Source organism: Bradyrhizobium sp. SZCCHNS3016 (genome assembly GCF_032484535.1).
Lineage (GTDB): Bacteria > Pseudomonadota > Alphaproteobacteria > Rhizobiales > Xanthobacteraceae > Bradyrhizobium.
The window spans coordinates 634,485-658,998 of sequence record NZ_JAUETE010000002.1; the positions used below are offsets into that span (position 1 = coordinate 634,485).

The 24,514-nt window shown below is 65.9% G+C and carries 22 protein-coding genes; 8 read left to right on the forward strand and 14 right to left on the reverse strand.

Features of this window, described 5'->3' with window-relative positions; genetic code table 11:
- Positions 1-101 precede the first annotated feature (101 nt).
- Complete coding sequence (locus QW881_RS07085) at positions 102-647, forward strand: response regulator (protein ID WP_172107934.1); 546 nt, start codon at positions 102-104, stop codon at positions 645-647.
- A 124-nt stretch (positions 648-771) separates the two neighbouring features.
- Entirely contained in the window at positions 772-1,356 is a 585-nt protein-coding gene (locus QW881_RS07090; protein WP_315754073.1) for an Hpt domain-containing protein, read from the forward strand.
- A 171-nt stretch (positions 1,357-1,527) separates the two neighbouring features.
- Here the strand turns inward: QW881_RS07090 and QW881_RS07095 are convergent, their stop codons facing one another.
- From QW881_RS07095 to folE, 4 genes are all read right to left on the reverse strand, one after another.
- The gene (locus QW881_RS07095) at positions 1,528-2,703 is read right to left on the reverse strand and encodes a DUF2336 domain-containing protein (RefSeq protein ID WP_315754071.1); all 1,176 of its coding nucleotides are present in this window, start codon (positions 2,701-2,703) and stop codon (positions 1,528-1,530) included.
- Between the two features lie 290 nt (positions 2,704-2,993).
- Entirely contained in the window at positions 2,994-4,025 is a 1,032-nt protein-coding gene (locus QW881_RS07100; RefSeq protein WP_315754068.1) for a lytic transglycosylase domain-containing protein, read from the reverse strand.
- Between the two features lie 149 nt (positions 4,026-4,174).
- Positions 4,175-4,603 carry a phosphoribosyl-AMP cyclohydrolase gene (hisI, locus tag QW881_RS07105; RefSeq protein ID WP_315749472.1) on the reverse strand — a complete coding sequence of 143 codons (429 nt, stop codon included), beginning with the start codon at positions 4,601-4,603 and terminating at the stop codon, positions 4,175-4,177.
- A gap of 29 nt (positions 4,604-4,632) precedes the next feature.
- Positions 4,633-5,340 (reverse strand): GTP cyclohydrolase I FolE, encoded by a 708-nt coding sequence (folE, locus tag QW881_RS07110; RefSeq protein WP_315737519.1) that lies wholly within the window; start codon positions 5,338-5,340, stop codon positions 4,633-4,635.
- A gap of 227 nt (positions 5,341-5,567) precedes the next feature.
- On the opposite strand from folE, the gene QW881_RS07115 reads away from it, so the two are divergent.
- Complete coding sequence (locus QW881_RS07115; protein WP_315754066.1) at positions 5,568-6,029, forward strand: iron-sulfur cluster assembly scaffold protein; 462 nt, start codon at positions 5,568-5,570, stop codon at positions 6,027-6,029.
- Positions 6,030-6,164: 135 nt separating this feature from the next.
- On the opposite strand, the gene QW881_RS07120 is transcribed toward QW881_RS07115, so the two are convergent.
- Complete coding sequence (locus QW881_RS07120; RefSeq protein WP_315754064.1) at positions 6,165-7,064, reverse strand: hypothetical protein; 900 nt, start codon at positions 7,062-7,064, stop codon at positions 6,165-6,167.
- Between the two features lie 262 nt (positions 7,065-7,326).
- Here QW881_RS07120 and yidD point away from each other — a divergent pair, with 262 nt between their 5' ends.
- Together yidD and QW881_RS07130 are read left to right on the forward strand one after the other, a co-directional pair.
- Positions 7,327-7,677, forward strand: a complete 351-nt coding sequence (gene yidD, locus QW881_RS07125; protein WP_315754062.1) for a membrane protein insertion efficiency factor YidD — start codon at positions 7,327-7,329, stop codon at positions 7,675-7,677.
- A gap of 163 nt (positions 7,678-7,840) precedes the next feature.
- Positions 7,841-8,053, forward strand: coding sequence for a hypothetical protein (locus QW881_RS07130; protein WP_315754060.1), 213 nt, complete (start codon positions 7,841-7,843; stop codon positions 8,051-8,053).
- Between the two features lie 9 nt (positions 8,054-8,062).
- Here the strand turns inward: QW881_RS07130 and QW881_RS07135 are convergent, their stop codons facing one another.
- Both QW881_RS07135 and QW881_RS07140 read right to left on the reverse strand, forming a co-directional pair.
- Positions 8,063-9,301, reverse strand: coding sequence for a hypothetical protein (locus QW881_RS07135; protein WP_409998950.1), 1,239 nt, complete (start codon positions 9,299-9,301; stop codon positions 8,063-8,065).
- Position 9,302: 1 nt separating this feature from the next.
- Positions 9,303-10,676, reverse strand: coding sequence for an APC family permease (locus QW881_RS07140; RefSeq protein ID WP_315754056.1), 1,374 nt, complete (start codon positions 10,674-10,676; stop codon positions 9,303-9,305).
- A gap of 316 nt (positions 10,677-10,992) precedes the next feature.
- Between QW881_RS07140 and QW881_RS07145 the strand changes: the two genes are divergently transcribed.
- Positions 10,993-12,216: an alpha/beta hydrolase gene (locus tag QW881_RS07145; protein ID WP_409998949.1), complete on the forward strand. Its 1,224-nt coding sequence runs from the start codon at positions 10,993-10,995 to the stop codon at positions 12,214-12,216.
- A gap of 21 nt (positions 12,217-12,237) precedes the next feature.
- Here the strand turns inward: QW881_RS07145 and QW881_RS07150 are convergent, their stop codons facing one another.
- The 3 genes from QW881_RS07150 to QW881_RS07160 all read right to left on the reverse strand — a co-directional run bounded on the left by QW881_RS07150 (position 12,238) and on the right by QW881_RS07160 (position 15,043).
- Positions 12,238-12,588 (reverse strand): hypothetical protein, encoded by a 351-nt coding sequence (locus QW881_RS07150; RefSeq protein ID WP_315737513.1) that lies wholly within the window; start codon positions 12,586-12,588, stop codon positions 12,238-12,240.
- A gap of 148 nt (positions 12,589-12,736) precedes the next feature.
- Positions 12,737-13,912, reverse strand: coding sequence for an MFS transporter (locus tag QW881_RS07155; protein WP_316158564.1), 1,176 nt, complete (start codon positions 13,910-13,912; stop codon positions 12,737-12,739).
- A 102-nt stretch (positions 13,913-14,014) separates the two neighbouring features.
- Positions 14,015-15,043, reverse strand: a complete 1,029-nt coding sequence (locus QW881_RS07160) for a hypothetical protein (RefSeq protein ID WP_315754049.1) — start codon at positions 15,041-15,043, stop codon at positions 14,015-14,017.
- Between the two features lie 630 nt (positions 15,044-15,673).
- On the opposite strand from QW881_RS07160, the gene thrS reads away from it, so the two are divergent.
- Positions 15,674-17,740, forward strand: a complete 2,067-nt coding sequence (gene thrS / locus QW881_RS07165) for a threonine--tRNA ligase (protein WP_315754047.1) — start codon at positions 15,674-15,676, stop codon at positions 17,738-17,740.
- 91 nt (positions 17,741-17,831) lie between these two features.
- Here the strand turns inward: thrS and QW881_RS07170 are convergent, their stop codons facing one another.
- The gene (locus QW881_RS07170) at positions 17,832-18,734 is read right to left on the reverse strand and encodes a hypothetical protein (RefSeq protein ID WP_409998948.1); all 903 of its coding nucleotides are present in this window, start codon (positions 18,732-18,734) and stop codon (positions 17,832-17,834) included.
- 286 nt (positions 18,735-19,020) lie between these two features.
- On the opposite strand from QW881_RS07170, the gene QW881_RS07175 reads away from it, so the two are divergent.
- On the forward strand, positions 19,021-19,584 hold the full coding sequence (locus QW881_RS07175; protein WP_315754042.1) for a nitroreductase: 564 nt from the start codon (positions 19,021-19,023) through the stop codon (positions 19,582-19,584).
- 107 nt (positions 19,585-19,691) lie between these two features.
- Here QW881_RS07175 and QW881_RS07180 read toward each other — a convergent pair whose 3' ends face one another.
- The 3 genes from QW881_RS07180 to QW881_RS07190 form a co-directional block, all read right to left on the reverse strand.
- Positions 19,692-22,166 carry a putative bifunctional diguanylate cyclase/phosphodiesterase gene (locus QW881_RS07180; protein WP_315754537.1) on the reverse strand — a complete coding sequence of 825 codons (2,475 nt, stop codon included), beginning with the start codon at positions 22,164-22,166 and terminating at the stop codon, positions 19,692-19,694.
- A 922-nt stretch (positions 22,167-23,088) separates the two neighbouring features.
- Complete coding sequence (locus QW881_RS07185) at positions 23,089-23,259, reverse strand: RNA polymerase sigma factor region1.1 domain-containing protein (protein ID WP_315754040.1); 171 nt, start codon at positions 23,257-23,259, stop codon at positions 23,089-23,091.
- A gap of 73 nt (positions 23,260-23,332) precedes the next feature.
- The gene (locus QW881_RS07190) at positions 23,333-24,397 is read right to left on the reverse strand and encodes a hypothetical protein (RefSeq protein ID WP_315754038.1); all 1,065 of its coding nucleotides are present in this window, start codon (positions 24,395-24,397) and stop codon (positions 23,333-23,335) included.
- Positions 24,398-24,514: the final 117 nt, after the last annotated feature.

Here is a 24,514-nt window from a genome sequence, read left to right on the forward strand (position 1 = left end):
TTTCCTCCTTCGCCGCCCTGGGCAACGCTTTGTTAACCCGCGGCTCCGTATGGTTAATGCGGGTATACCGCCATCACCGGTGATCCTTTCAGGCCGGCCAAATGTACCGCATCGACTTCAACAAGCTGCGCTTTCTCGTCTGCGACGACAATCCGCACATGCGCCGCATCCTGCGCACGCTGCTGCATTCGTTCGGCGCCCGCGAGGTCAACGAGGCCGAGGACGGCGCGACCGCACTCGAGATGTATACTCATTTCTCGCCGGACATCGTCATCACCGACTGGGCGATGCCGATCTTCGACGGGCTCGAGCTTGCGCAGATGATCCGGCAGCCCGAAGCCAAGGGCAACCCCTACGCGCCGATCATCATGCTGACGGGACATTCGGAGAAGCGCCGCGTCACCGTCGCACGCGATGCCGGCGTGACGGAGTTCCTCGCCAAGCCGATCTCGGCGAAGGGACTGTATCAGCGCATCCTCAACGTGGTTGCCAATCCGCGTCCGTTCATCAAGACCAAGACCTACTTCGGTCCGGACCGGCGCCGCAACACCAACACCGCTTATATCGGGCCAGAGCGTCGGATCGGCGGCGAGGCCGAGATCTTCCAGCAGCCGTCACTTCTGGATAAGGCGCGCTCCGCGGTTTAGGAGCGCGGCAGTGAGCCCGCGTTAACGCAATCCGGGGATCGACGCCCAGAGCGCCCAGTTCCTCGGCTATGAATCGGGGCAATGAGTCGATTTGCGTTGGTCGGCATCATCAGGGGATATCGAGATGGCGAAAGACAAGGCCCCGGCGATCCAGGTCAAGACCTACGCCTCGCATCACGTCATCACCCAGCCCAATCCGCTGAAGCAGGTGCTGCGCCGCGCCGAGGAGAAGGATCTCGACGATCCGATCGCGCGCGCGGAAGCCGCGCTTGCCGGGCTGTCCGGCGAGTTCAAGTCGTGGATGGACACCGAGGCCGATCGCCTGACGAAGGCTTACGGTGCCGTTCTGAACAATGGCTTCGACGACGACGCCTGCGAGGAAATGTTCCGCGCCGCCCACGACATCAAGGGCGATGCCGCAACCTTCGGCTATCCCGCCGCTGCCGAGGTTGCCGACAGCCTGTGCCGGATCATCGAGCACGCGCCGGATCTCGAAAAGGTCCCCGTCGAGCTGTTCGAGCATCACGTCAACGCCATCCAGGCGATCGTGCATGATCATACGAAGTACCACAGCCCGACCGTCGCTGCCGAATTGAGCCGCCGGCTGCGCCGCGTCGCCGACGACTACCTGCTCCAGGTCAACCGCAACCGGCCGGAGCATCTCGAAGCGATCCTGGCGCCGAGCCTGGTGCCGAGCGATCAGCCGTAATCGGACGGCGATCGCGTAGGGTGGGCAAAGCCGCCGCCGCAAAGGGGCGGCAGCGTGCCCACCATGGATCAGCAATCTCTGCGGCAAGTCGGTGGGCACGGCGCCACCGCGCGCTCGAACGTGGCGATATCTGCGACGCGCCTTTGCCCACCCTACGGCAGCGGACGCGCCTCACGCCGCGATCAGTCCGAACTCCAGCCCGGCCACGAAATCCTCCGCCATCACCTCGTCGCAGAACTCGCGGGCCTCGTCGCGGGCGGATTCGGTGGCGAAGCGGCGCAGCAGGATCAGCAACGGCTCGGCGGCATCACGGTCGGTGGCGCAATGGGTCAGCACGCGCTCCACCATCTTGCGGCGCAGGATCGCTGCTCCGCTCAAGGTGTCGGCAAATCCGTTCTCGCGGCAGACTTCGAGCGCGATGCTGAAGGCCTCGAAGGTGGTGTCGGGAATGCCCGCCTTGCGCAGCAGCCCCTGCAGGCTGGCGCGGCCGCGATCGTTGAGCAGCGCCGACACCCGGGCCCGCGGCATGTCGGCGAGCTCCGACAGCGCGATCTCGAACAATTCGACGTTGCCGGAGAGAAGTGCGCGCAGGATCAGGCCCGCGGTGAGTTGCGAAGTTGCACGCAGATGCTGGACCAGCCCGCGCAGCTCCTCGCCGCGCGACCGCGCCGCGATGGTGATGGTCGAGCGGTCGCGCGCCTCATTGGTGATGCGCCCTGCTTTGTCGGCACTGAGCCAATTCCTGGCGACGACGAACTGCGCCAGTGTCTCGGAGAGCTTGTCGACCAGCGCCGCCCGCGTCGCGGCCGGCAGGTCGTCCAGCACCAGCATCGCTTCGCGGATGGCGGCGAGATGGCCGTGGCGCTCGACGATGCGGTCCCAGGAGAACGGCGCTAGCTCGGCATAGGCGTTCTCGATCAGCTCGAGCGCGGCGGCGGCGCTGCCGACCTCGGCGATCGCGGCGCAGACCGGCGCCGGCAGGCCGACGCGGCGCGCGATCGCGCATTGTGTGTCGGAGTTGCCGGTCGCGACGATGTCGACGAGGTCGGCATCGATCAGCAGCGGCGAATGTTCGAGGATGATGGCGGCGACAGAAGCCTGGTCCGTGGCGAGCGCCTGGACGATGGCGGCCGGCGCCTCCTCCGAGCGGGCGAACACCTCCGCCATGGCCTGACGCACCAACGGCGACGGATCGTCCAGCAGCATGAGGAGCGCGCCCTCCGCGGCGCCGCGATCCTCATCGCAGAGATCCGACAACAACCACGCCCGCGCGAGCGCCCTGGTGGCCTCTGCCCGCTCACCGGCGGGTGCGGTTCTGACCCAACTGAGAAACTGCCGAACGATCATGGTCTTTCCGGCTTACGCAACTTGCAGACAAAGGCCACGAGGGCCTCAACAGCACCGAAAATAAACCACGACGCTTAACAAAGCGTTCACCATAAGTAGCTGGTTTTGTTGATGTTTTGTTAAGGAGGCAAATCAAAACTATATTATGCTACCTCTGAATGTCTCATTTGGCCGTAATCCAACGGGCGAAATGCGGCCGCCGCCGGCAGCGCAAGCCGTGGCGGGAGGTCGAAAATAGTTCTTTTTGATCAATGGTTCAGCGACGAGTGCGGACCGCCTTAGCCGGCACATCAGCCCGAAAAGGTGCCGTGGGGATCGCTGAACAGGTCGAGTCTGCGCTGGCCATTGCCGCCGCCATCGTTACCGCCGCCCTCCGGCGAGGCCGCGCTAGCGACCGATGAGCGGCCCCACAATTCGCGGACTGTCGGCGAGACCGCCTGGCTCGACTGGCCGTCAACCTGGAATAGCGAGCGAAACATCGGGTCCGCCGGCCGGTTGGCGGCCGATGCGTCGGCCGTCGTCGAAGATGCGGCTTGCGACGAGCCGCGCGCATCCGGAAACATCGACAGGAAGGTGGCGGTGTCCGTCGTCGGCAGCGCGCCGCCGCCGGCTGCATTGGCCGCGACGTTCGCCGATGCCCCTCCATAAAGGGCGAGCGCCCCCCGTGTCGCCGAGGAGTTGGCGGCGCCGGCATAGCGCGTGTTCAGCACCGCATAGACCTGGGACACGCTGCGGGCTTGTCCGTCGCGATCGTAGAAGATCGGCCGGTTGGCCGCGGCGGCGCTGGGAAACATCCGCGCGGCCGACGCATTCGGCGTCTCCTGGGTGCTGGTGATCAGCTTCGCGGCGCCGCCGACACCCATGAAGTGCGCCATGTAGAGCTCGGCATCGGTCGGCCGACGGCCGATCTTGCCGGCGAGCTGGAAGCTGTTCGATTGCGTGAGCGCAGCGGCCATCGCGGACGACGCCTGCGGGTCGTCGCGCAGCTTCATGATCGCCTGCCGCATTCCGGGATCGCTGACCGTGTAGTCGCCGGACGATGTCCGGGTGATCGCGTCGGCATATTGGCCATAGCCGAGATCGGAGCCGGCTTCCTTCACGGTGCCGAGCCAAGTCTGGTCGATGAACTGGTAGAGCCCGCGCGCTGATGACGTCGAGGCGCCGGCGGTCGGATTGAAGTCCGACTCCATCTTGGCGGTCGACAGCAGATATTCGAAGCTGGTGCCGACGCTGTCCGCGGCCTGCTTGATTGCGCCGGCGACCTTCGCCCGGACGCCATCGAGGAAACCGGTGGACGAGGAGTTGGATGCGTCGACCGACATGGGAAGACCCGCTGTTTGCAGATTCGCTGGCAGACGAACGCGCCGGAAACGTCCGGCAAAATGCGGCGGGTATGATTAATGGCGGGTTAATTCGCGGGGCCCGACCGGGCCAATGAACGACCGGGCACGTCAGGACGCAGGTCGCTGGCCTACTTGCGATAGACCTCGGCGGGATCGAACAGCCGGTCGGCATCGACGAACACGAGCCGCGCACCGCTGCCATCATCCGATCGCTCGACCTTGCGATAGAAGCAGGAATGGCGGCCGGTGTGGCACGCCGCGCCGGCCTGCTCGACGCGCAACCAGACCGCATCCTGGTCGCAATCGGTGCGCATCTCGACCACGCGCTGGGTCTGGCCCGAGCTCTCACCCTTGCGCCACAACGCATTGCGCGAGCGGCTGAAATACCAGGCTTCGCCGGTCGCCACCGTCTTGCGCAGGGCCTCCTCGTTCATGTGGGCGACCATCAGCACGTCGCCGCTCACGGCATCGGTCGTCACACAGGTGACGAGGCCGGCCGCGTCGAACTTGGGCAGGAAGGCCAAGCCCTCCTCGCGCTCAACTGAGGATGAAGACACGAAACTCTCTGCTCAACGGGTTGGCAGGCTTACCGTTGCGGCGACCGCACCATGGACAGGAAGCGCGACTGCTCGGCCGGATTGTCCCTGAACATGCCGGTGAAGCGGCTGGTGAAGGTGATGGCGCCGTGCTTGGCGACGCCCCGCACCGACATGCAGGTGTGCTCGGCCTCGATCATGACGGCGACGCCGCGCGGCTTCAGCACCTCGTCGATCGCAGCCGCGATCTGGGCGGTGAGATGCTCCTGGGTCTGCAGGCGGCGGGCGAAGATGTCGGTCAGGCGCGCCAGCTTGGACAGACCGACCACCCGCTCGACCGGCGTATAGGCAATATGCGCGCGGCCGTAGAAGGGCATCATGTGATGCTCGCATTGCGATGTGAACTCGATGTCGCGAATCAGCACGAAGTCGTCATAGCCGGCGGTCTCGCCGAAGGTGCGGTCGAGCACCTCGGCCGGGCACTGGTGATAGCCCTGGTACAGCTCGTCATAGGCCTCGACGACCCGGCGCGGCGTGTCGACCAGCCCCTCGCGGGTCGGATCCTCGCCGATGTAATTCAACAGCGTATAGACCGCGGCCTCGGCCTCGGCCCGCGACGGCCTGGCACGGTCGGGCCGCACGGCGGCAGCGAGAAACTCGGCGGGATCGAGCTCTGCAGCGCGAGCGTCAGTCAGCTTGGCGTCTAACGGCTTGCCCTCGGGCTTGTTCGCACGCAACGTCTTGATCAAAGTGTCCATCTCAACTCCGTTCGACCGGTCGGCGGTCCGACCGGAGTGTCACCGGCACAGCATCACCTTGAGGGCGTCACCTGCAGAGGTGCCACACGCAGGCTTGGCGCCTCTCGCGCCGGACGCCTGTGGATGTGGCTGGAATTCCTGCCAATCGTTTCCATATACTCGCAATATAGGGCGATGAAACCCGGCCGCCAAGGCCGCCACGCCGGTAATTCCGGGACGTCAGGCACATGCTGAACGACATCTACAACAAGCGCATCATCGAGCTCGCCGGCAACATTCCGCGGCTCGGACGGCTGGACCACCCGGACGCCACTGCCACCGCCCATTCCAAGCTGTGCGGCTCGACCGTCAAGGTCGACCTCAAGATGGACGGGCCCGTGGTGACCGACTTCGCCCATGACGTGAAGGCCTGCGCCCTCGGCCAGGCCTCCTCCTCGATCATGGCCCGCCACGTCGTCGGTTCCAGCGCCGCGGAGCTGCGCGAGCTGCGGGAGACGGTCCGGAGGATGCTGAAGGAGAACGGTGCGCCGCCGGAGGGCAAATGGGCCGACATTGCCCTGCTCGAGCCGGTGCGAGACTACAAGGCCCGCCACGCCTCCACGATGCTGACGTTCGACGCCGTGGTGGATGCCATCGGCCAGATCGAGGCAAAGGCCAACGGCGAGCAGCCGGCCACGGCTCAGGGCTGAGGCTGCACCGCTTCCCACCCGTGCGTGCAGACTGACACATCCATAGCCCGCATGAGCGCACCGGCATGCGGGAGCGGTCGTCAGCAAGCTCATGATTGGACGCGGAGGTCCGGCTCGCCCCGGCGACGTCGATGCCTATTGCTGCGGCGTCGTGGCGACCGTCGCGGGCGGCAGAGCCTCGGCGGTACGCGACAGTTGCCCCTTGTCGCGGTCCAGCGCCACGGAGAAGCGGTCCTGCTGCTTGTCCTTGGCCTGCGGCTTCGGTGCGAGCTCGGCGACTGGCACGGCCCCCTTCGGCGGCAGCACCTCGGCAACCAGATCCGTGGTCACGACGTTGGTGAGCCGCAGCTCGGCGCGCGACAGCTCATGCAGGTCCTCCCAGGGCGGCACGTTCAGCGCCAGCGACAGCAGATCGCCCGCTCCGCCCATCTCGAAGGTGTATTTGGCGAGACGCCCGATGTCGCGCTCGACGATCATCAGGTCCTGCGCCGTATAGCTCGCCGCCTTGGCGTCGTCGGCGCGGTCTCCCATCCAGATCTGGTGAACGCGGACATGGGCCGTATCCGGAACATAACGCGTGGTTCCAGCCAGCAGCAGGAACACACACATCGACTCGCAATAGGCCTCGGGCATGACGCGCGGCCGGTCACCCGCGCGGCTAGGACGCTGGGTCATGCCGACGGTGGTGCGCATCTTCAGCCCACGGAACCGGCGGCCCAAGGTGATGGCGTCGTTGACCGAGCCGCCGCTGGAGTCGAGCACCAGGGCGGCCCCCGTCAGGTCGCGATCCCTCGCGAAATCCTCGAAATCCTTCGGCGTATCGCCGGTGACGATCCCGACTGCACTGACCCAGCCGCAATTCGGCTCGCAGGCGACCCAACCGAACCGCATCGGGAGTTTGCGCTCTTCGAGCGCGCCGCCGGCGCGCGCCGTGTTTGACATGATGGTGATCGCACTACCGACCACCGCACCAAGCGCTGCAACACCAAGTAGCATCCAGCGCAATTCACGCGACCGCAGCAATCTCACGCGCAATCCGTCCCCCTCGTCAAGCTCGGTACGCAGTTCCTCGGTTTTCTCGCGGAAAGACCTGACAACCTGGCCTCAAATCCGTTATTAGTCTGTCACATCCTTGTCGGGAAACGTATCCGGGCAATCACCGACCGTCCAGCTGCGGCGTGCTGCGGCGCCGCTGAAAACCGGCCATTGTTGCATCACATCACCACAAATGAACGCGAGCCGGGTTCCCTGCCGAGGAACCGGTCAAAAGCTCGCACATCCATCTGGCATCGCGCTCATGAAGCACTCATGCTCTGACATCGGCTGCCATTCTGCGCACATCGGGTCGCTGCTGGCCCGACTCCCGCGGCGCGCTGCTCACGCGCTGATTTGGCTTTATCGCCACACATTGTCGCCGCTGGTCGGCTACAATTGCCGGCACCTGCCGACGTGCTCGGTCTATGCCGATGAAGCCATCGAGCGCTTTGGGCTCTGGGCGGGTGGCTGGATGACGCTCGCCCGGCTGCTGCGCTGCCAGCCCTTTGGCACCTCCGGCATCGACAACGTCCCAACGACGGCTCCTGCGCGCGCCCGCTGGTACCTGCCTTGGCGCTACGCGCGATGGCGCGGCGTCAACGGCCCGGGCTGATGTGCAGCGCAACAGACGTCGCGCTCGTCAATTGATCTGCAGCAAATGGCCCTGGCGAAATCTCGGGCTACAATTATTCTTACGTCACGAGCCGGCGCTCCCATCAGGAACCGCGCTGCCTCGACTTGCATTGATGTGACGCTTCCTTCGGGAGGAAACAACGATGCGCTGGACAATCAGCCCCAGAAGCCACCGTTCCCGCAAGAGTGTCGGTCCCGATCATGCCGGCCACCATGACGCACGCCAGGTGGACCTGCTCTGCATCATCGCCCTGTTGATCGTCATTGTCGGTGCCTGGCGCTATCTCGCCGACAGCACCACCCTGCCCCCGCCGACGACGTCCTACATCGTGCCCAGCCAGAGCGTGCACTGGTGAGATTCACCCCTACCATCTCGGCCAGAAGATGAAATCGTCGCGCCGCGGCGGCGGATAGAGAGGAACCGGCTCCGGCGCCCGCGGCACGCGCCGGGCACGCGGCGGCGGCTGGTAATCCGTCTCTGGAAGGACGCTCGCTTCGGCCGAGACTGTCGCGTCGGCCGGAGGCGATCTCACCGCGAGCAGGACATTCGATTCACGCGTGCGCCAGCGATAGCCGATCCCGAACTCCAGCGGCTGTGCGCGCTCGAACAGCTTCGCATAGCTCCTCTGATACATGTCCGGAAACTTGTCGATCGGCCCGGCGTAGCGTCCGAACGGCAGGAAACGCCAAGCCCGCGCTTCGTAGCTAGCGAGCGGGATGCCGGAATCGTCCTGGATGATGGTGGCGCTGTTCTTCAGCAGCCAGCTACGGACCCGCCCGAAGCCGTTCTCATGCAACAGATAGGACGCGCTCTTCAGGAGACTGTCGCCCGGCCCCAGCGGCTCGCAGAATTTGAGCAACCCACTCGCCTTCACGCCGGAATCGGAGAGATCGCTGGAGAAGTAGTAGAGCGTCTTGGCGACCCCGTCGGCGCCGGCAAACAGGATGCGCGCGCCCTTGGTCGCATTGCGCGTCGGCGCCTCGTCGTTGCCGTGCAATCCGCCATTCTCGTCCAGCCAGACCAGACTGACCTCGCGGATCGTCTTGCCGGTGCGCGCCAGGAACACGTAGAGGATCGGCAAGGTCCCTTCGAGCTCGCCTTCGCGCAAGTCGACCTTCATGTCCTTGGTGATGAAGAAGGAGAAGCTCAGGACCGATTGCAACGAGCGTTCGACATAGGACAGCGCCGGGCCGATGCTGCCTCGGGGCAATCTGGTCAGGTCCGGGATCGGGCCGGTCGGCTCGAGCGCCACCAGGACATAGGTCGTTGCCTTCGGATGAAAGGCATCGGCATAGAGAAAATCCGGCCCCGAGAAGAAATAGAACATCGCCGGCCGCGCCGCGGCCAGATTGGCATCCGCCCAGGCCCTGATCTTCGACAATTGTCGCTGCTCGAGCTGATTGAAGGCGTTGTCGAAGAACGCCGCGTGCCGCCGCCATGCCGGATCCTGCACGAAGGGCACGAGCGGCGAGCCCGCCGCTGGCGCCATGCCCGCCAGCACCCGCGCCGTATCGTCCGGCGTGATGGTCTGAGCCCGAGCCTCGAAGCTCATGGCAAGGATCAGACATGCGACGGCGAACCAGACTCTCGAGGCCAACAGCATTTCAATCCGAACCCGATGCGAGCGTTGCGGTGATACGGCGCGATCGCGCGTGAGCCAGCCAATAGATCAGCAATCCCGACGCCATTGCGCCTGCGCCGAGCCCTGCCTGCAAGGGCCGCGTCGCGACGAGATAGTACATCATGAAGAAGGTCACGCTGAGGAAGATCAACGGCGTGACCGGATAGCCCCAGGCGCGGTAGGGTCGCGTGAGTTCGGGCTGCGCGATGCGCAGCTTGAACAGTCCGAGCACAGCGAGAAACGAGCAGGACAAGAGCGAGAACTGGACGAGATCCAGCACCGCCTCGAAGCTCTCCGTGAACAGCATCAGGGTGGCCACCGTGAGCTGGAACAGGACGGCGTAGGCCGGCGCCCCGTTGCGCGAGCGCCGCGCGAACACCGACAGCGCCGGAATGTCCTCGCCCATTGTCATCAGCACGCGCGGGCCGATCCACATCATCGCGGCAATGGAAGGAACCAATCCGATGCAGATCATCGCGGCCACGAAGCGCCCGCCGGTCTCGCCGAAGATATGACTGCCCGCGATGCTTGCGACCTGGAGTTGGCCCGCGAGTGCGTCCATCGGTGCGGCCCGCAGGAAAACCGCGTTGAGCGCAATGTAGAGCACCAGAACGATCACCGTGCCCAATAGCAGCGCGCGCGGCAAGGTCCGCTCCGGCGCATGCAACTCGCCGATGATGTAAGTCGCCGCGTTCCAGCCGGAGAACGCGTACATCACGAACACCAGTCCGGTCGCGAACGCCGCGCTCGTCACGTGACCGACATCGGTCGCGGTTGGCAGGAACGTCACCGGTTGCGGGGTGGCGATGGTGTAGCCGGCGATCAGGAAGGCGGTGATGAGCCCGAGCTTCAGCACGGTCGACAACAGCTGGAAACGGCTCGACTGCCTGATGCCGCCGAGTTGCACTGCTGTCACGAGCCAGACAGCGCCGTTGGCGAGCAGCAGCGGCGGAGCGCCCGGGATGACGGCACGACCATATTCTCCGAACGCCATGGCCGCGAGCGCCACCGGCGCCGCGAAGCCCACCGTCGCCGAGACCCACCCGGCCATGAAGCCGATCGCCGGGTGGAACGCCCGCGTGAGAAAATTGTACTCGCCGCTCGAGCGCGGAAACATCGTGCCGAGTTCGGCATAGGACAGTGCCCCGCAGATCGACACCAATCCCCCGACCGCCCACAGCACCAGAATGGAGAAGCCCGACGGGATGTCCCGGACCTGGAAGCCGAGGCTGGTGAAGACGCCCACCCCGATCATGTCGGCGATGACGATAGCAGTCGCGACCGGAAGCGACACGGATGGAACCCGGTCGCCGTCTGTCCGGCCCCGGCCGGGATCGTCCGCCTCGGATGCAGCCATCTCGTCGAAGGACGCCCGGCGCCCCTTCCTCTGCCTCAGCCCAGGTTCCCGCCGAAGCATTCAAACATCGTTAACGGGCGTTAAATATGACCTTCATCAAGGGTATTTATGAACCGATTTCGGACAGGCTGGGCTGCGACATTGCATTGGGCCGCCGGGCGTCCCACAATCGCGACACGTTCGCGTGGTGTGTCCCGGTGCGCCCGGGGTTGGCCGGACACGATCCTTAACGCGACCTCAATTTCAGCGGCGCAGGTTGAACGAAATCCGCTGGTTGAAGAGCCGTGTTGCGGCTCGAACTCGTCTTTGGGGACGGATGATCGGGGAAGACCATAACGTCTTGAGGTCTGTGCGCAGAGGTTGGTGCCTCTGGTGGCGCGCGGCATTGGCGCTGACGATCTGCCTTTCGTTCACGCATTGCGGCAAGGCCCCCAATCCCGAGGCGTTGGCCGCCAACGCGTCGACGGCCCAGGGGCTGACCTTCGACGATCGTTTTCCGGCACCTGAATTCAGCGACCGTTTCCCGTCCGAGCAGGAGAGCTTTCGGCTTCACACGCCCTCCGACTTCGCCCCGAAGCCGGCGCCCTCTCAGATCGCATCGCTGGAGCCGCAGCGGCCGGGACGGCCGCAGCGTGAGGAACTGACGACCCTCGTCAGCATGAAGTCGTCGGCCTTTCCTTATTTCGGCAACAATCCGGCGTCCGACGCACCGTTCCTGAACGTCAGCAGCGGTGAGCGCCGCGGCCACCGCAGCTTCTCCGGCCGAGTCTACTGGCAGGACCAGACCTACAACGACAGCCGTGTGCTGGTGCACGTCCCCGAACAATTCGATGTGCGCAAGCCGGGCGTGATCGTCGTGTTCTTCCATGGCAACGGCGCCACGCTGGAGCGCGACGTGCGCGACCGCCAGTTGGTGCCGCAGCAGATCACCGCGGCCGGCGTCAACGCGGTGATGCTCGCGCCGCAGATGGCCGTCGACGCCGCCGATTCGAGCGCCGGCAAGTTCTGGCAGCCCGGCGGCTTCAAGCGCTTCATGGACGAGGCCGCGGCCAGCCTCGCCCGCCTGACCGGCGATCCAGCAAGCGCGAAGACTTTCGCCGGCATGCCCATCGTAATCGTCGGTTACAGCGGCGGCTTCCTCCCCACGGCATGGAGCCTCGAGGTCGGCGGCATCAGCGACCGCGTGCGCGGCGTCGTGCTGCTCGATGCGGTCTACGGCCAGCTCGACAAGTTCGCCAACTGGATCGAGCGCAACCGCTCCGGCTTTTTCATCAGCTCCTACACGCGCTATACCGCGCGGCATGATCAGGAGCTGATGACGATGCTGCGCGATCGCGGCATCCAGGTCTCCGAGGACATGGACCGGCCGCTGCGCCCGGGCAGCGTCGTTTTCATCGAGACCGCGGAGGGCGTCACCCATCGCGACTACGTCACGCAGGCCTGGACTCGCAACCCGATCAAGGATGTGCTGGTCAAGATGGCGGCCGCCCAGCCGCCGATCCGGATTGCGGCCGGAGCCCAGGACATGTCGAGCCGCTGAGAGAGCGGCCGCCGCAACGCCTCAGGACTTCGGCAGCTTCTCGACGAAGCCGTTGAAGCAGGCGAGCCGCTCGTCCTCTTCCTTGGTGAACTTGCAGTCGCCGACCGCCTTGGCCTTCATCGCCTTCGGCTTGGCGGCCGGCGGAATGACGGCGTCGTAGCAGTTCAGGCGCTCCTTGGTTCCGTCATCGATCTCCAGGCAGGCCTGGAGCTTGGCGGCCGCCGATTGCGGCTTGGCCGGCGCGGCGGCGGCGGTCTTCGTCCCCTTCGGCTTGACCTGCACCAGCGGTCGGTCACCGACCATCGGCGCGCTCTGGGCCAGCGCAGGGGTGCACAGCAGCACTGCAGCCAGGCTCAACATCATCTTCTTCATGCCATATCTCTCTCATCCGACCCGTGGGCACGCGAGGACGTCCGTCGATGCTACTCGCCGGCCGTGGCAGAATCCACGCCCCAGCAGCCCCCCACGACATCGGCCTTTAATCCGGTCGGGCCGGCTTTGCCAAGCGCCAACCCGCTGCTCAGGCCGGAACCGCGATCCGCGCGCGCTGGCGGCTGGCCAGGATTGCCAGCAATGCCAGGGTCAGGAACATCAGTGCGACGTAGCCGGTGGCGCCGAGCAGGTCGCGCGCGAACAGGCTGCCGCCGATCGCGGAGCCGATGGCCTGGCCGATATAGAGCACCGAGGTGTTGAGCGACACCGAAGCCGAGGCGAGCGGCGGCGCGGCTGCCACCAGCCGAACCTGCTGCATCGAATTGGTGGACGCAAACCCCACCCCCCAGATTGCGACCGCCACCGCCATGAGGCCGTAGGTGCCTGCCGCCAGCGTCCAGGCCGACACGCCGGCGAACATCAGGCAGGTGAACAAGAGCGACGTCCGGTAGGCTCCCCAGCCATCGACGATCCGGGTTGCGATGACGACGCCGAGAAAGCCGCAGGCGCCGTAGATCGCGAACACCAGGCCGATCTGGTTGGAGTCGGCGCCAGTCAGGCGCTTCAGCAGCGGTCCCATGAAGGTGAAGATCACGAACTGTCCCGACATCTGCAGGGTCGTGACCAGGAGCAGCAGGACCACCAGGCGGTTGCGGCCGAGTTCGGTCCAGGTCTTCAACGCGACCGGCGCGCCCTTCAGGCCGGATGGCAGGCGCCACGTCAGCAGCACGGAGCTGACCGCGCCGGCCGCACCGACCACGAGATAGGCGGCTCGCCAACCGGAATGACTGCCGATGAAGGTGATCATCGGCAGCCCCACGGCGGCCGCCAGCGACCAGCCCAGGAAGACATAGGCGATGGTGCTGCCGCGTCTCTCGACCGGACTGATCAGCGCCGCCGTTCCGGCGGCCTGCGGTGTATAGAGAGCGCCGACCGCGAGCATCACGAGGCGCAGCGCGAGCAGGCTCGCATAGTCGGGCGCAAACGCCGAGCCGAGATTGCCGAGCGTGAGCACCAAGAGCGTCGCTGCGAGCAGACGGCGACGATCGAAGCGGCTCGTCAGCCAGGCGGTCAAGGGCGAGCAGATGCAGAGCACCACCGCGCCGAAGGTGATCAGGAGCCCCGCCGTCTGAACGCCGACAGCAAGATCCGAGGCGAGCTCCGGCAGCAGGCCGGCGGGCGCGAGCACCGAGCAGCCGGTGACGAGATTGCCGAGCATGAGCGCGGTCGGCGCAAAGCGCCCGGGAGCGGATGTGGATGTCATCGCGCCTCAATAGCAGAGAATTTCATGCATTTGCATGAAAATGTCTCATGCCGCCCATGACTTTCTCTCGTCCTGCCTCCTTCGTCCTGGCCGCCATTCTCGTCAGCGCGCGGGGACGGGCTGCGCCGCCGAGGCCTGCGGCGAGGGAATCTGCGTCCACGGAACCGGCGTACCCGTCGGACGGACGATGGCCTTGGACAGCGGGCAGCTCTCGGTCAGCATCTTCAGAGCAGATTGCAGGCCTTCGCTGCTCACCGGAAATGTCGAGACGTTGCGACGCGCGACATTCAACAGGGCATCGCTCAGCTCGGCCGACGGCATCAAGGACAGCGTTTTCACCTGGCTTGCATTGAGGAACACGCCCCAGGTCTCGCGATCGCCCGACCGCCGCGGCGGCGAGAGGAAATTGAGCCGCAGATCTCCGCTCGCCATCTCCAGCGGACCTGGCGGCGAGCCGGACGGCGCGATGCGCTCGACGTCGAGCTCGAAGCGGTCCTGATCGAAGCAGACCATCTGCAAGCGCGTCGTCTGGAACGTGCTCTCACCGTCCTTGCGGGCGAGAATGGTCTTGTAGGCAATCCCACGGCTGGCGGTCTCGAACATCCAGGGACTTTCGACCCGCTGCCGCCTGTCGAGCGCAAACCGCGCGATCTCCTCCCGCGTCAGGATGCGCATGCTCTCGAACGGGACAGACCGCGCCACCGTCAGCAGACCGGGATCCGCGCCGAGCTTGGTGATGTAGTCGAGCACCATCTTGTCGGCCCGCGCCATCGCCTGCTGCATCGCCTGCGCCCGCATCTCGCGGGTCGGCACGCCGCCGGTGAAGTTCAGGATGACGCGCGGCGAATGCACCGCGAGCGTCGCATCCGCTGCGATGTCACGCGTGGGCGCGCCGAGCAGCAGGTAGGGACAGGCCGAATTGCACATCGCCCCCCGCGTCCAGACCTCGCCATGCAGCTCGCGCCCGGACAGCTTCAGTTTGCTACAAGCTTCGCCCTCCTGAGGCTCGAAGCCGCACTCGCGCAAGGTGGTACGTCCCACCCGCACGGTGGCCTTGCGCTCGCGCAGCATGTCGCCGATGGCGAGCGCCTGCTGCAGATTGCCGCCTGGAGAATTGAAGTAGATCGGCAATCTGCGCTCTCCGATCTGCTTCATGAACTTGCGGAAGCGTGCGGCGGCGCCGCCGTCGATCTTGCCTTCGGCGGCGATCCAGCTGTCACAACCATGTCCACAGGCGTCCGAGGAGCCCTTGACGAGCGCGAACGCAATCGGTGCCGAGCCATCTGCGATCCGCGGCGACGGGGCGCGGCGCGCGGCCGGCCTGGACTCCGTTGCAGGCCTAGCCGGGGGCCTTGGCTGGGCCGCCGGCTTCGGCTGCAAAGCCTTTTGCTGCGAAAGAGGTCTCGGCTGGACCATGGATCTGGACTGGTCCGCGGGCCTTGTTGCCGCCGGAACGGCCGCGAGCGACGACAGGCTCGACAGCACGCACATGATCAGTGCGGCCCCAACATGAATGCCGCCGCGCCGACAAACGGAGAGCGGCGCCTCCCCTGCAGACTCCATCGCCAAACGTGTCCCCACGCCCCGAACACTTGAAGTTGTATCATACCGGCCCGCGGCGGCAATCTCCGCATCGCCGCACCAGCCGCAATTGGGCGGTTTTCCCGTCCCTCTCCCGGTTGCAGCCTGAAAATCCCCTGCTATACCCCTTGCTCCCGCTTACCTGCGCTCGTTCGCAGGAGTGAGCTCAAGGAGTGACCCATGTCCGATCCGAAATCGCCTGATTCCAAGTCCGACCAGCAAAAGTCCAATTTCCAATACAGCCTCAGCAACCTGAAGCCCGCCACCCCGGTCGAGAAGATCACCATCAGCTTCCCAGACGGCGCCCGGCGTGAATTTCCCAGGGGCACCACCGGTCTCGACATTGCCAAGGGCATCTCGCCCTCGCTCGCCAAGCGCACCGTCGCGATGGCGCTGAACGGCGACCTCGTCGACCTCGACGATCCCATCACCGAGGACGCCAAGCTCGAGCTCGTCGACCGCGACGACCCGCGCGCGCTGGAATTGATCCGGCACGATTGCGCGCACGTGCTCGCCGAGGCCGTGCAATCGCTGTGGCCGGGCACCCAGGTCACGATCGGTCCGGTGATCGAGAACGGCTTCTATTACGACTTCTTCCGCAACGAGCCGTTCACGCCCGAAGACTTCGCCGCGATCGAAAAGAAGATGCGCGAGATCATCGGCCGCGACAAACCCTTCACCAAGGAGGTGTGGGACCGCGAGAAGACCAAGCAGGTGTTCCGCGACAAGGGCGAGGCCTTCAAGGTCGAGCTGGTCGACGCCATTCCCGGCAACGAGCCGATCAAGATCTACTACCAGGGCGACTGGTTCGACCTCTGTCGTGGTCCGCACATGACCTCGACCGGCAAGATCGGAGGCGCCTTCAAGCTGATGAAGGTGGCGGGCGCGTATTGGCGCGGCGATTCCGACAACCCGATGCTGACCCGCATCTACGGCACCGCCTTCGCCAAGCAGGAGCAGCTCGACGCCTACCTCAAGCAGATCGAGGAGGCCGAGAAGCGCGACCACCGCAAGCTCGGCCGCGAGCTCGACCTGTTCCACTTCCAGGAGGAAGGTCCGGGCGTCGTGTTCTGGCATCCCAAAGGCTGGAGCATCTTCCAGGCGCTGATCGCCTATATGCGCCGGCGTCTCGCCGGCGAGTATGACGAGGTCAACGCGCCGCAGATCCTCGACAAGTCGCTGTGGGAGACCTCCGGTCACTGGAACTGGTATCGCGAGAACATGTTCGCAGCGCAGTCCGCCGGCGACGAGGCCGAGGACAAGCGCTGGTTCGCGCTCAAGCCGATGAACTGCCCGGGTCACGTGCAGATCTTCAAGCACGGCCTGAAGAGCTACCGCGACCTGCCGCTGCGGCTCGCCGAGTTCGGCGTCGTGCATCGCTATGAGGCCTCCGGCGCCATGCACGGCCTGATGCGCGTGCGCGGTTTCACCCAGGACGATGCGCATGTGTTCTGCACCGAGGACCAGCTCGCGGACGAGTGCCTGAAGATCAACGACCTGATCCTGTCGACCTACTCGGACTTCGGCTTCGAGGGCGAATTGACGGTCAAGCTCTCGACCCGGCCGGACAAGCGCGTCGGCACCGACGAGATGTGGGATCACGCCGAGCGCGTGATGGCCACCGTGCTGAACGAGATCAAGGCGCAGAGCAACCACATCCGCACCGAGATCAATCCGGGCGAAGGCGCGTTCTACGGGCCGAAGTTCGAATATGTGCTGCGCGATGCCATCGGCCGCGACTGGCAGTGCGGCACCACGCAGGTCGACTTCAACCTGCCGGAGCGGTTCGGCGCGTTCTACATCGACGCCGACGGCGCCAAGAAGGCGCCGGTCATGGTCCACCGCGCCATCTGCGGCTCGATGGAGCGTTTCATCGGCATCCTGATCGAGCACTATGCCGGCAGCTTCCCGCTGTGGCTGGCGCCGACACAGGTGGTCGTCACCACCATCACCTCGGAAGGCGACGAATACGCCAAGCAGGTGCTGGCGGCGTTGCGGCGCGCGGGTCTGCGGGCGGAGATCGATCTGCGCAACGAGAAGATCAACTACAAGGTCCGCGAGCACTCGCTGCAGAAGATCCCTGCCCTGCTCGTCGTCGGCAAGAAGGAGGCCGAGACGCATTCCGTCTCCGTCCGCCGGCTCGGGCGCGACGGCCAGACCGTGATGCCGACCGCGGAAGCGATCGCCGCTTTGGTCGACGAGGCGACGCCGCCGGACGTGCGGCGCCGTCAGCGCGAGGCGGCGTGAGCTGTCCCGGTTCGTAGCCCGCATGAGCACAGCGACATGCGGGAACAGTTTCCCCGGGTGTCGCTTGCGCTCACCCGGGCTACGGGCGCTGCTATGCCGATAGGCTGGCCGCTGCATCCGTCGCACTCCCATCCCGGCCCGCCGCCTGCCGCGCCACCTCGGCGCATTCGGCCATGTAGAGGAACATCGTCGCGAGCATCCGCTCGATCGCCTCGCGTCCCCTTGGCAGGATGGTGATGGCGTCGGTGCCGCGGACGAGCAGGCCCTTCTCCTCCGCATCACGCAGCAAGGTCAGCACGTGCTTGCGCGACACCGAAAAACGCGTCGCCAGTCCATTGATGGAGAGCGGCACGGGACCAGCGGGCGGGAACCGCTGGTCCGGCCCGGCGCCTTGGGCCAGGCTGAACAGGATCACCATGCCCGCGGTCCGTTCGGCAAACGGCTCGAGCTCCGGCGCTCCCTCGAGGATCCGGACACCGGCGATGAAGCGACGGCCGAGCTCGAGCACGAAGGTCTTCACGAAGGCCGGATCGTTCAGCGCCGCCCGATAAGCCACGGCGGCCGGCAGCACCGCGCTCATCGCGTCGAACTGCACGCCCCACCGCTCACGATGCAGCGCGATGAGCTTGTCGGTCGGCACCAGCGGACGCCGGCGTCGGTCGAGATTGGAGGCGGACGCGACCAGCCCGGCCGCGCGCATCAGCGCCAGCATCGCCTCGCAGCGGCCGCGGCTGCACAGGCCGAGCCTGACGCACATCTCCTTCATGGCGCCGACGGTGAGGCCGAGCTCGCCATCGCGCTGCTCGGCGAAGTGCAGGTACAGCGCGACATGTGGAAACAGCGCCCGCGCCCGGTCGCTCAGCAGCGCATTGAGGATGCGGTCGCCCCGATACAGCCTGATCGCCGATGCCGTCGACGCCCGCATCGCCCGTGCGAAACCAGCCATCCCGCGCAGCCGCGCGACGGCGTCAGGTGACGGAATCAGTGCGGTCATCGGCACGTCAGATCTTGCACTCGAGGCAACTCCCGGCGGATCTCTTAGCACTATGTTTTTACCGGCCCGCCCAAGGTTCGACAATTCGTTGGGAATATCGTGCTTCGGACAGATGGCCGCATCGGACGTGCCCCGATCCGCATCGTCCCGCGCGAAGTCTTCGCCGAAACCCGCAAAGGCTGCAGCACCGGGTGCAGTAGAACCGATCAAAACGCCGTTCCGTGGTCTCGTTGCAGGCGAAGGCGCATGCTATCTGTTCCGCGTGCAACCAACGAGACATCACGACGTGACCGATGCGATTGAACTGCTGAAGACCCGCCGCTCCGTGAAGCCGCGCGAGATGAGCGGCCCCGGCCCCTCGCCCGCCGAGCTCGACACCATCCTGACCATCGGCGCCCGCGTGCCCGACCATGGCAAGCTCGCGCCGTGGCGCTTCATCGTGTTCGAGGGCGACGGCCGCCGCCGCGCCGGTGAGGTCATCGCGTCCGTCTTCGCCAAGAACAACCCGCAGGCGAGCGCGGCCGAGCTTGAGGTCGAGAAGAACCGCCTGATGGAGGCGCCGCTGGTGATCGGCCTCGTCAGCTTCACCCGGCCGCATCCCAAGGTGCCGGCCTATGAGCAGGAGCTCTCCGCCGGCGCCAGCGCGATGAACATCCTGACCGCGGCCACCGCGCTCGGCTATGGCGGCTGCTGGCTGTCCGGCTGGTTCATGTTCGATCGCGATGTGATGAACGGGCTCGGCCTGAAGCCGCATGAGAAGCTCGCCGGGCTCATTCATATCGGCAAGCCGACCAAGCCGAGCGAGGACCGGCCACGCCCGGCGCTGGCGGAGATCGTGACGCGGTTCTGACAACGCAGCCCGCAGTCCGTAGCCCGCATGAGCGAAGCGACATGCGGGGACGGTGTTCCCGGGGTCGCTCCGCTCGCCCGGGCTACGCGCCGCGCACTCGTCAACCATCACGCTGCCTTCGACGACCGCGCGCCGAACTGCGCCAGCAACCCCGCGATCTCCGATGCCGGCTTTGCGGCGCTGAACAGAAAGCCCTGGACCTGGTTGCAGCCTTCGGCGCGCAGCCAGTCGAGCTGATCCGATGTCTCGACGCCCTCGGCGGTGGTGATGATGTTGAGGCTCTTGCCGAGGCCGGAGATGGCCCGGACGATGGCGAGGCAGTCGGAGCGCTGCGCGAGATCCTTCACGAAGGAGCGGTCGATCTTGATCTTGTCGAACGGGAAGCTGCGCAGATAGCTCAGGCTGGAATAGCCGGTGCCGAAATCGTCCATCGAGATGCGGATGCCGAGCTGGCGCAGCTGATGCAGCGTCGCCAGATTGGCCTCGGTCTCCGCGAGCAGGATCGACTCGGTGATCTCCAGCTCGAGCCGCTCCGACGCCAGCGCCGACTGCGCCAGCGCCTGGACCACGACCTGCACCAGGTTGCGGCTGCGGAACTGCACGGCGGAGAGGTTCACCGCCACCTTGATGCCATCGGGCCATCGTGCCGCCTCGTGGCAGGCCTCGCGCAGCACCCATTCGCCGAGCGGCACGATCAGGCCAATGTCCTCGGCCACAGGGATGAAGTCGGCCGGCGAAATCATGCCCTTGTCGGGATGGCGCCAGCGCAGCAGGCATTCGAAGGCAGAGATGGCGTTGGTCGCGACGTCGACCAGCGGCTGGTAGTGCAGCTCGAACTCGCCATGCGCGAAGGCGCGTCGCAGATCGTGCTCCATGTCGCGCCGCTTCTGCGCCTGGCGGTCCATCTCCTTTTCGAAGAAGCGATGCACGCGGCCGCCGTCCTGCTTGGCGCGATACAGCGCCATGTCGGCGTTCTTCATCAGCTCCTCGCAGCTCGCGCCGTCGCCCGGCGACAGCGCGATGCCGATGGAGGCGCCGATCACGAGCTCATTGCCGTCGATGTCATAGGGCGCGCCGAGCGCCGCGATCAGGCGGGCGGCACATTCGCTCGCGTCGTTAACACCGCTGCTCTGGCTGATGATCACCGCGAACTCGTCGCCGCCGAGCCGCGCCGCCAGCTTGCCGCCATGCATCTGCTGCGTCAGGCGGCCGGCGACCGCCTGCAGCAGCCGGTCGCCCATCGGATGACCGAAGGAGTCGTTGACGGTCTTGAACAGGTCGAGGTCGATGCACATCACCGCGATGCGCCGGTCGGTCGCGCCGGCGCCGTCGAGCTCCTGCGTGAGGCGCTGCTGGAAGAACTCGCGGTTCGGCAGGCCGGTCAGCCCGTCATGGTGCGCCATGTAGGCGATGCGCGCCTCGGCGCGACGGCGCTCGGTGATATCGACGATCGCGACCAGCACGCCGTCGCGGCCATCGAAGGTGATCTCTCGGCCGTAGGTCAGCACCTCGATCTCGCTGCCATCGGCCTTGCGATGGCGCCAGTCGCGATGAAACAAGTCACCGTCGGCAAGCCGCAACAGCGCGTCATCCAGGCTTTCCCATTCGCCCGGCGGCCAGAGATCCCAGACGTTCATGCAAAGGAGGTCCGCCCGGCCGTAGCCGTAGTGGCCGACCATCGCATCGTTGACATTGAGGATCTGCGCGGTCTTCGCGTCGAGAATGCACATCGGCACCGGATTGGCGTCGAACAGCAGCCGGAACGAGGCCTCGCGCCGCTTCAGCGCGGTCACGTCGGCAATGGTCAATGAGATGATGTCGCCGAAGGCGTGGGCACCGAGCCTGAGACTGCGGGCCTCGCTGTCGAGCTCGAACTGGTCGCTTCGCCCCTGCGTGACGACGTCGAACAGCCGCGCCATCACCTCGGGCGTGCACAGCATGTTGCCGCCCTGCTTCAGCCGATGCCATTGCAGCGTCGCCGACGGCAGCCTGAGCAGCTCGGCCGCCGCGCGATTGTGATGGACGACCTGAAAATCGCAGGGCATGCCGACGCTGTCGCGGATGGTTGCGAGCGAGACCACGCCGTCATCCGTCGTCGAGAAGATCGCATCGAGCAGATTATATTGCGCGTCGCGCTCGTTGACATAGGTCCCGACCAGCGTGCTGCCCCACCGCGAGTTGGTCGGCAGCGCCAGGACGTCATAGCTGCGAACCATGCCGTCGCGCACGCAATGCGCATGGGCGAGATAGGGCTGGCCGCTGGCGAGCGCGCAGTTGGCGGCCTCCACCAGCACGGTGGCGCAATCCGGCGACACGGCCTCGACCGCGACGCCCCAGCGTTCGTCCTGCAACCATTGTTGGACGTAGCGGCCGCTGCGCGAAATCTGCAGACCGCCGTCTTCGTTGTTGAGCACCGCGATATGATCGGCGAGACGGCCGAGGCTGCCCAGCATGACGTCCTCGTAGCGCGGCAGGCGCTGGCCGGGCTTCAACGCGGCCTGCCATTTGCGCCTGAGCACCGGGATGTCGTCAAACAGATCGCTGCTGATCGTCGTCAACGCCTTGGTCGTCGCGGCACTCATCATTCCCACTCAATCGCCACCCTGTCGGTCCCGGCGGTATCTGAAGCAGACGCGGCTTTAACGAGCTGTAAATGCATTGGCTTCGCGCGTGGCGCGCAGCGATTGTGACAGTTTTAAGTGGTTCCATGGTTATCGCGCATTAGCGACTGTGACAGCATCGCTTCACGTTCGTCGCCTATGTCGCAACGGCGAGGTCGATACCGATACGGCATAGATGCGGATGTGAACCTGCGATCTCGCGACAATCTCTGCCCGAGTTTTGCTGATCGAACCGCCCTCTTCGAACAGAGGGCGCAGGAAGGGCCGGACCTCGACTGAGGTCCGTGGCCCGCCTGCGAAAAAATGCAGGCGGCAGGTACCACGGGTCAGCCGGAAACCCGGCCCTCCCTGCGCGATGGCTGAACGGCTGCTTCGCGTTCTCCCTGGTGCGCCGGGCTTTCTGGCCACCATCCCCACGCGAAGCGAAGCCTCAACGTGAGTTGATATCAGCATCGGGATATCAGGACCGCGCGACTTGACCGTGCGCAGCGAATTGTTCGTCGGCGCGAGAGACCCGCGCTGCAATCCACCACGCCCACCGCTCCCCGCCTCGCGTCTCGTGACGACCGCGATACGCCCCTCATCTCGAGGCGGGATGCGCGGAAAGATCGACCTGATTTGCCCGACGACACAAGAACGAATAACTGCGACAAAGTAACCCGACAGGCAGATGTGGCACGACTTAGCGAGTCGTGTCGCGCACCACTGCTTCGACAATCACCGCTGTCGTCCCGGCCTTGAGCCGGGACCCATAGCCACCGGCCGCGGTGATGCGGACCACTGACAGCTACGTCCCCCGATAGCATCCGCGGTATGGGTCCCGGCGTTCGCCGGGACGACACCCGTGGTCAGGCGCGCTCCTGCCAAAAACGCTGTTCTTGCATCAGTCCTCCTCCAGACGGATGCCTGCGTCGCTGAGCGCCCGCATGATCCGCTCAATGTCCTCCGGCTCGACCGTGCTGCCCGCGCAAAGCGCGTTGAGTTCATCGAACGTGATCCAGCCCTTGCGCTCGCCGATGGCGATGGCATTGCGGATGATGTCGGATGTCTGCATGCGGCTCTCCCCGGAGATTGGCTCTCATGGATGGTGGGGAGAGTCGGTTTGCCCCTGCGAACTTTCGCGCGTCCTACCGCGCGAGCACCTCGACCTCGCCGTCGACGCCGTTGACGACGCTGAAGGAGCGCTCGAACACCTTGCCTTCGTTCTTGGCGATGGCGCGGTAGTCGCCTTCGGACAGCACGACCTTGGGGAAGGCGCCGATCGATTCCTTGATCACGTCGCCGCCGGGGTTGATGACCGACCAGGCCGTGTTGGCGAGCGCCTCGCCGCCCTTGTCGGAGACGAGCTTCAAGGTGATGACCGCGGCGCGATGCGTCACCGTGACATCGGTGAGCTTGCCGGCCTGGACGCGGATGTCGGAGCGCACCACCGAGTTGGCGTCGCCATAGTTGGAGACGATGTAATAGGTCCCCTCCGGCAGCATCAGCATGTCGCCGGCGGCGACGTTCGGCACCAGCGGCGCCCGCTCGCGGCCGTCGAACTGGCTGCCCTTGTAGATGGCAAACGAGATCTGGTTCTGCGGGATCTTGCTGGTGCCGACCCTGCCCTCGAGACGCAGGCCCCCGGCCGGCAGCACGAAGGATTCGCGATCGGTCTCCGTCTTCAGGTTTACGGACCTGACCGCGCTGACGAGGCCGAGCGCGACATGAACGACATAGGTACCGGGCGGCAGCACGATGTTCGGCGTCGCGCCGCGATCCTCGCGCAGCATCTTGAAGGCGCCGGATTCGTCCGGCCGGTCGGCGAACACGCGCCAGACCAGCCCGCCATTGATGTTCGGCAGGTCCTTGCCGAACCGCGCCGACAGCGACAGCACGCCCTGATTGGGGGCTGCGGCCGGCGGAGCGGCAACCGGGGGGATCGCAGCCGGCGCGCCGGGTGGAATCGCGGCGACCGGCGGTCCCGGCAGCGCCTGGGGTGCCGGCGGCGGAATGGGGCCGGAAGGTGGTGCCAGGCTGACCGCTGCCCCGGGATCGGGCACCGAGGCCGGCGGAACCGGCGGCGGCCGGTCGCTGAACAGTTGCGCTGCGGCCGGCGACATCGAGAGCCCGGCCAGCGGGCACGACAAGGCGAGCACAAGCCATAGCCGCCCGCTGCGCCGGAATCTGGTGAACCCGCGACCTGTCGTCATCGTCCTGCTTTTGACCGAAAACGCGGCAAATTCAAGCCTCTACTCAACTGTCCCCGAGGAACCGCATGAGCGGCGTGCGACTTGGTCGCATTCTCCGGCGGTGAGCCGCCGGGGCGC

Coding starts and splice junctions, on each gene's coding strand:
- QW881_RS07115 (WP_315754066.1), top strand. CDS start 5,568: ATGCTGAACGACATCTACAACAAGCGCATCATCGAGCTCGCCGGCAAC.
- folE (WP_315737519.1), bottom strand. CDS start 5,340: ATGGACACTTTGATCAAGACGTTGCGTGCGAACAAGCCCGAGGGCAAG.
- QW881_RS07145 (WP_409998949.1), top strand. CDS start 10,993: ATGATCGGGGAAGACCATAACGTCTTGAGGTCTGTGCGCAGAGGTTGG.
- QW881_RS07150 (WP_315737513.1), bottom strand. CDS start 12,588: ATGAAGAAGATGATGTTGAGCCTGGCTGCAGTGCTGCTGTGCACCCCT.
- QW881_RS07100 (WP_315754068.1), bottom strand. CDS start 4,025: ATGTCGGTCGACGCATCCAACTCCTCGTCCACCGGTTTCCTCGATGGC.
- QW881_RS07155 (WP_316158564.1), bottom strand. CDS start 13,912: ATGACATCCACATCCGCTCCCGGGCGCTTTGCGCCGACCGCGCTCATG.
- QW881_RS07180 (WP_315754537.1), bottom strand. CDS start 22,166: ATGAGTGCCGCGACGACCAAGGCGTTGACGACGATCAGCAGCGATCTG.
- QW881_RS07095 (WP_315754071.1), bottom strand. CDS start 2,703: ATGATCGTTCGGCAGTTTCTCAGTTGGGTCAGAACCGCACCCGCCGGT.
- thrS (WP_315754047.1), top strand. CDS start 15,674: ATGTCCGATCCGAAATCGCCTGATTCCAAGTCCGACCAGCAAAAGTCC.
- QW881_RS07170 (WP_409998948.1), bottom strand. CDS start 18,734: ATGACCGCACTGATTCCGTCACCTGACGCCGTCGCGCGGCTGCGCGGG.
- QW881_RS07130 (WP_315754060.1), top strand. CDS start 7,841: ATGCGCTGGACAATCAGCCCCAGAAGCCACCGTTCCCGCAAGAGTGTC.
- QW881_RS07090 (WP_315754073.1), top strand. CDS start 772: ATGGCGAAAGACAAGGCCCCGGCGATCCAGGTCAAGACCTACGCCTCG.
- yidD (WP_315754062.1), top strand. CDS start 7,327: ATGAAGCACTCATGCTCTGACATCGGCTGCCATTCTGCGCACATCGGG.
- QW881_RS07135 (WP_409998950.1), bottom strand. CDS start 9,301: ATGCTGTTGGCCTCGAGAGTCTGGTTCGCCGTCGCATGTCTGATCCTT.
- QW881_RS07190 (WP_315754038.1), bottom strand. CDS start 24,397: ATGACGACAGGTCGCGGGTTCACCAGATTCCGGCGCAGCGGGCGGCTA.
- QW881_RS07185 (WP_315754040.1), bottom strand. CDS start 23,259: ATGCAGACATCCGACATCATCCGCAATGCCATCGCCATCGGCGAGCGC.
- QW881_RS07140 (WP_315754056.1), bottom strand. CDS start 10,676: ATGGCTGCATCCGAGGCGGACGATCCCGGCCGGGGCCGGACAGACGGC.
- QW881_RS07085 (WP_172107934.1), top strand. CDS start 102: ATGTACCGCATCGACTTCAACAAGCTGCGCTTTCTCGTCTGCGACGAC.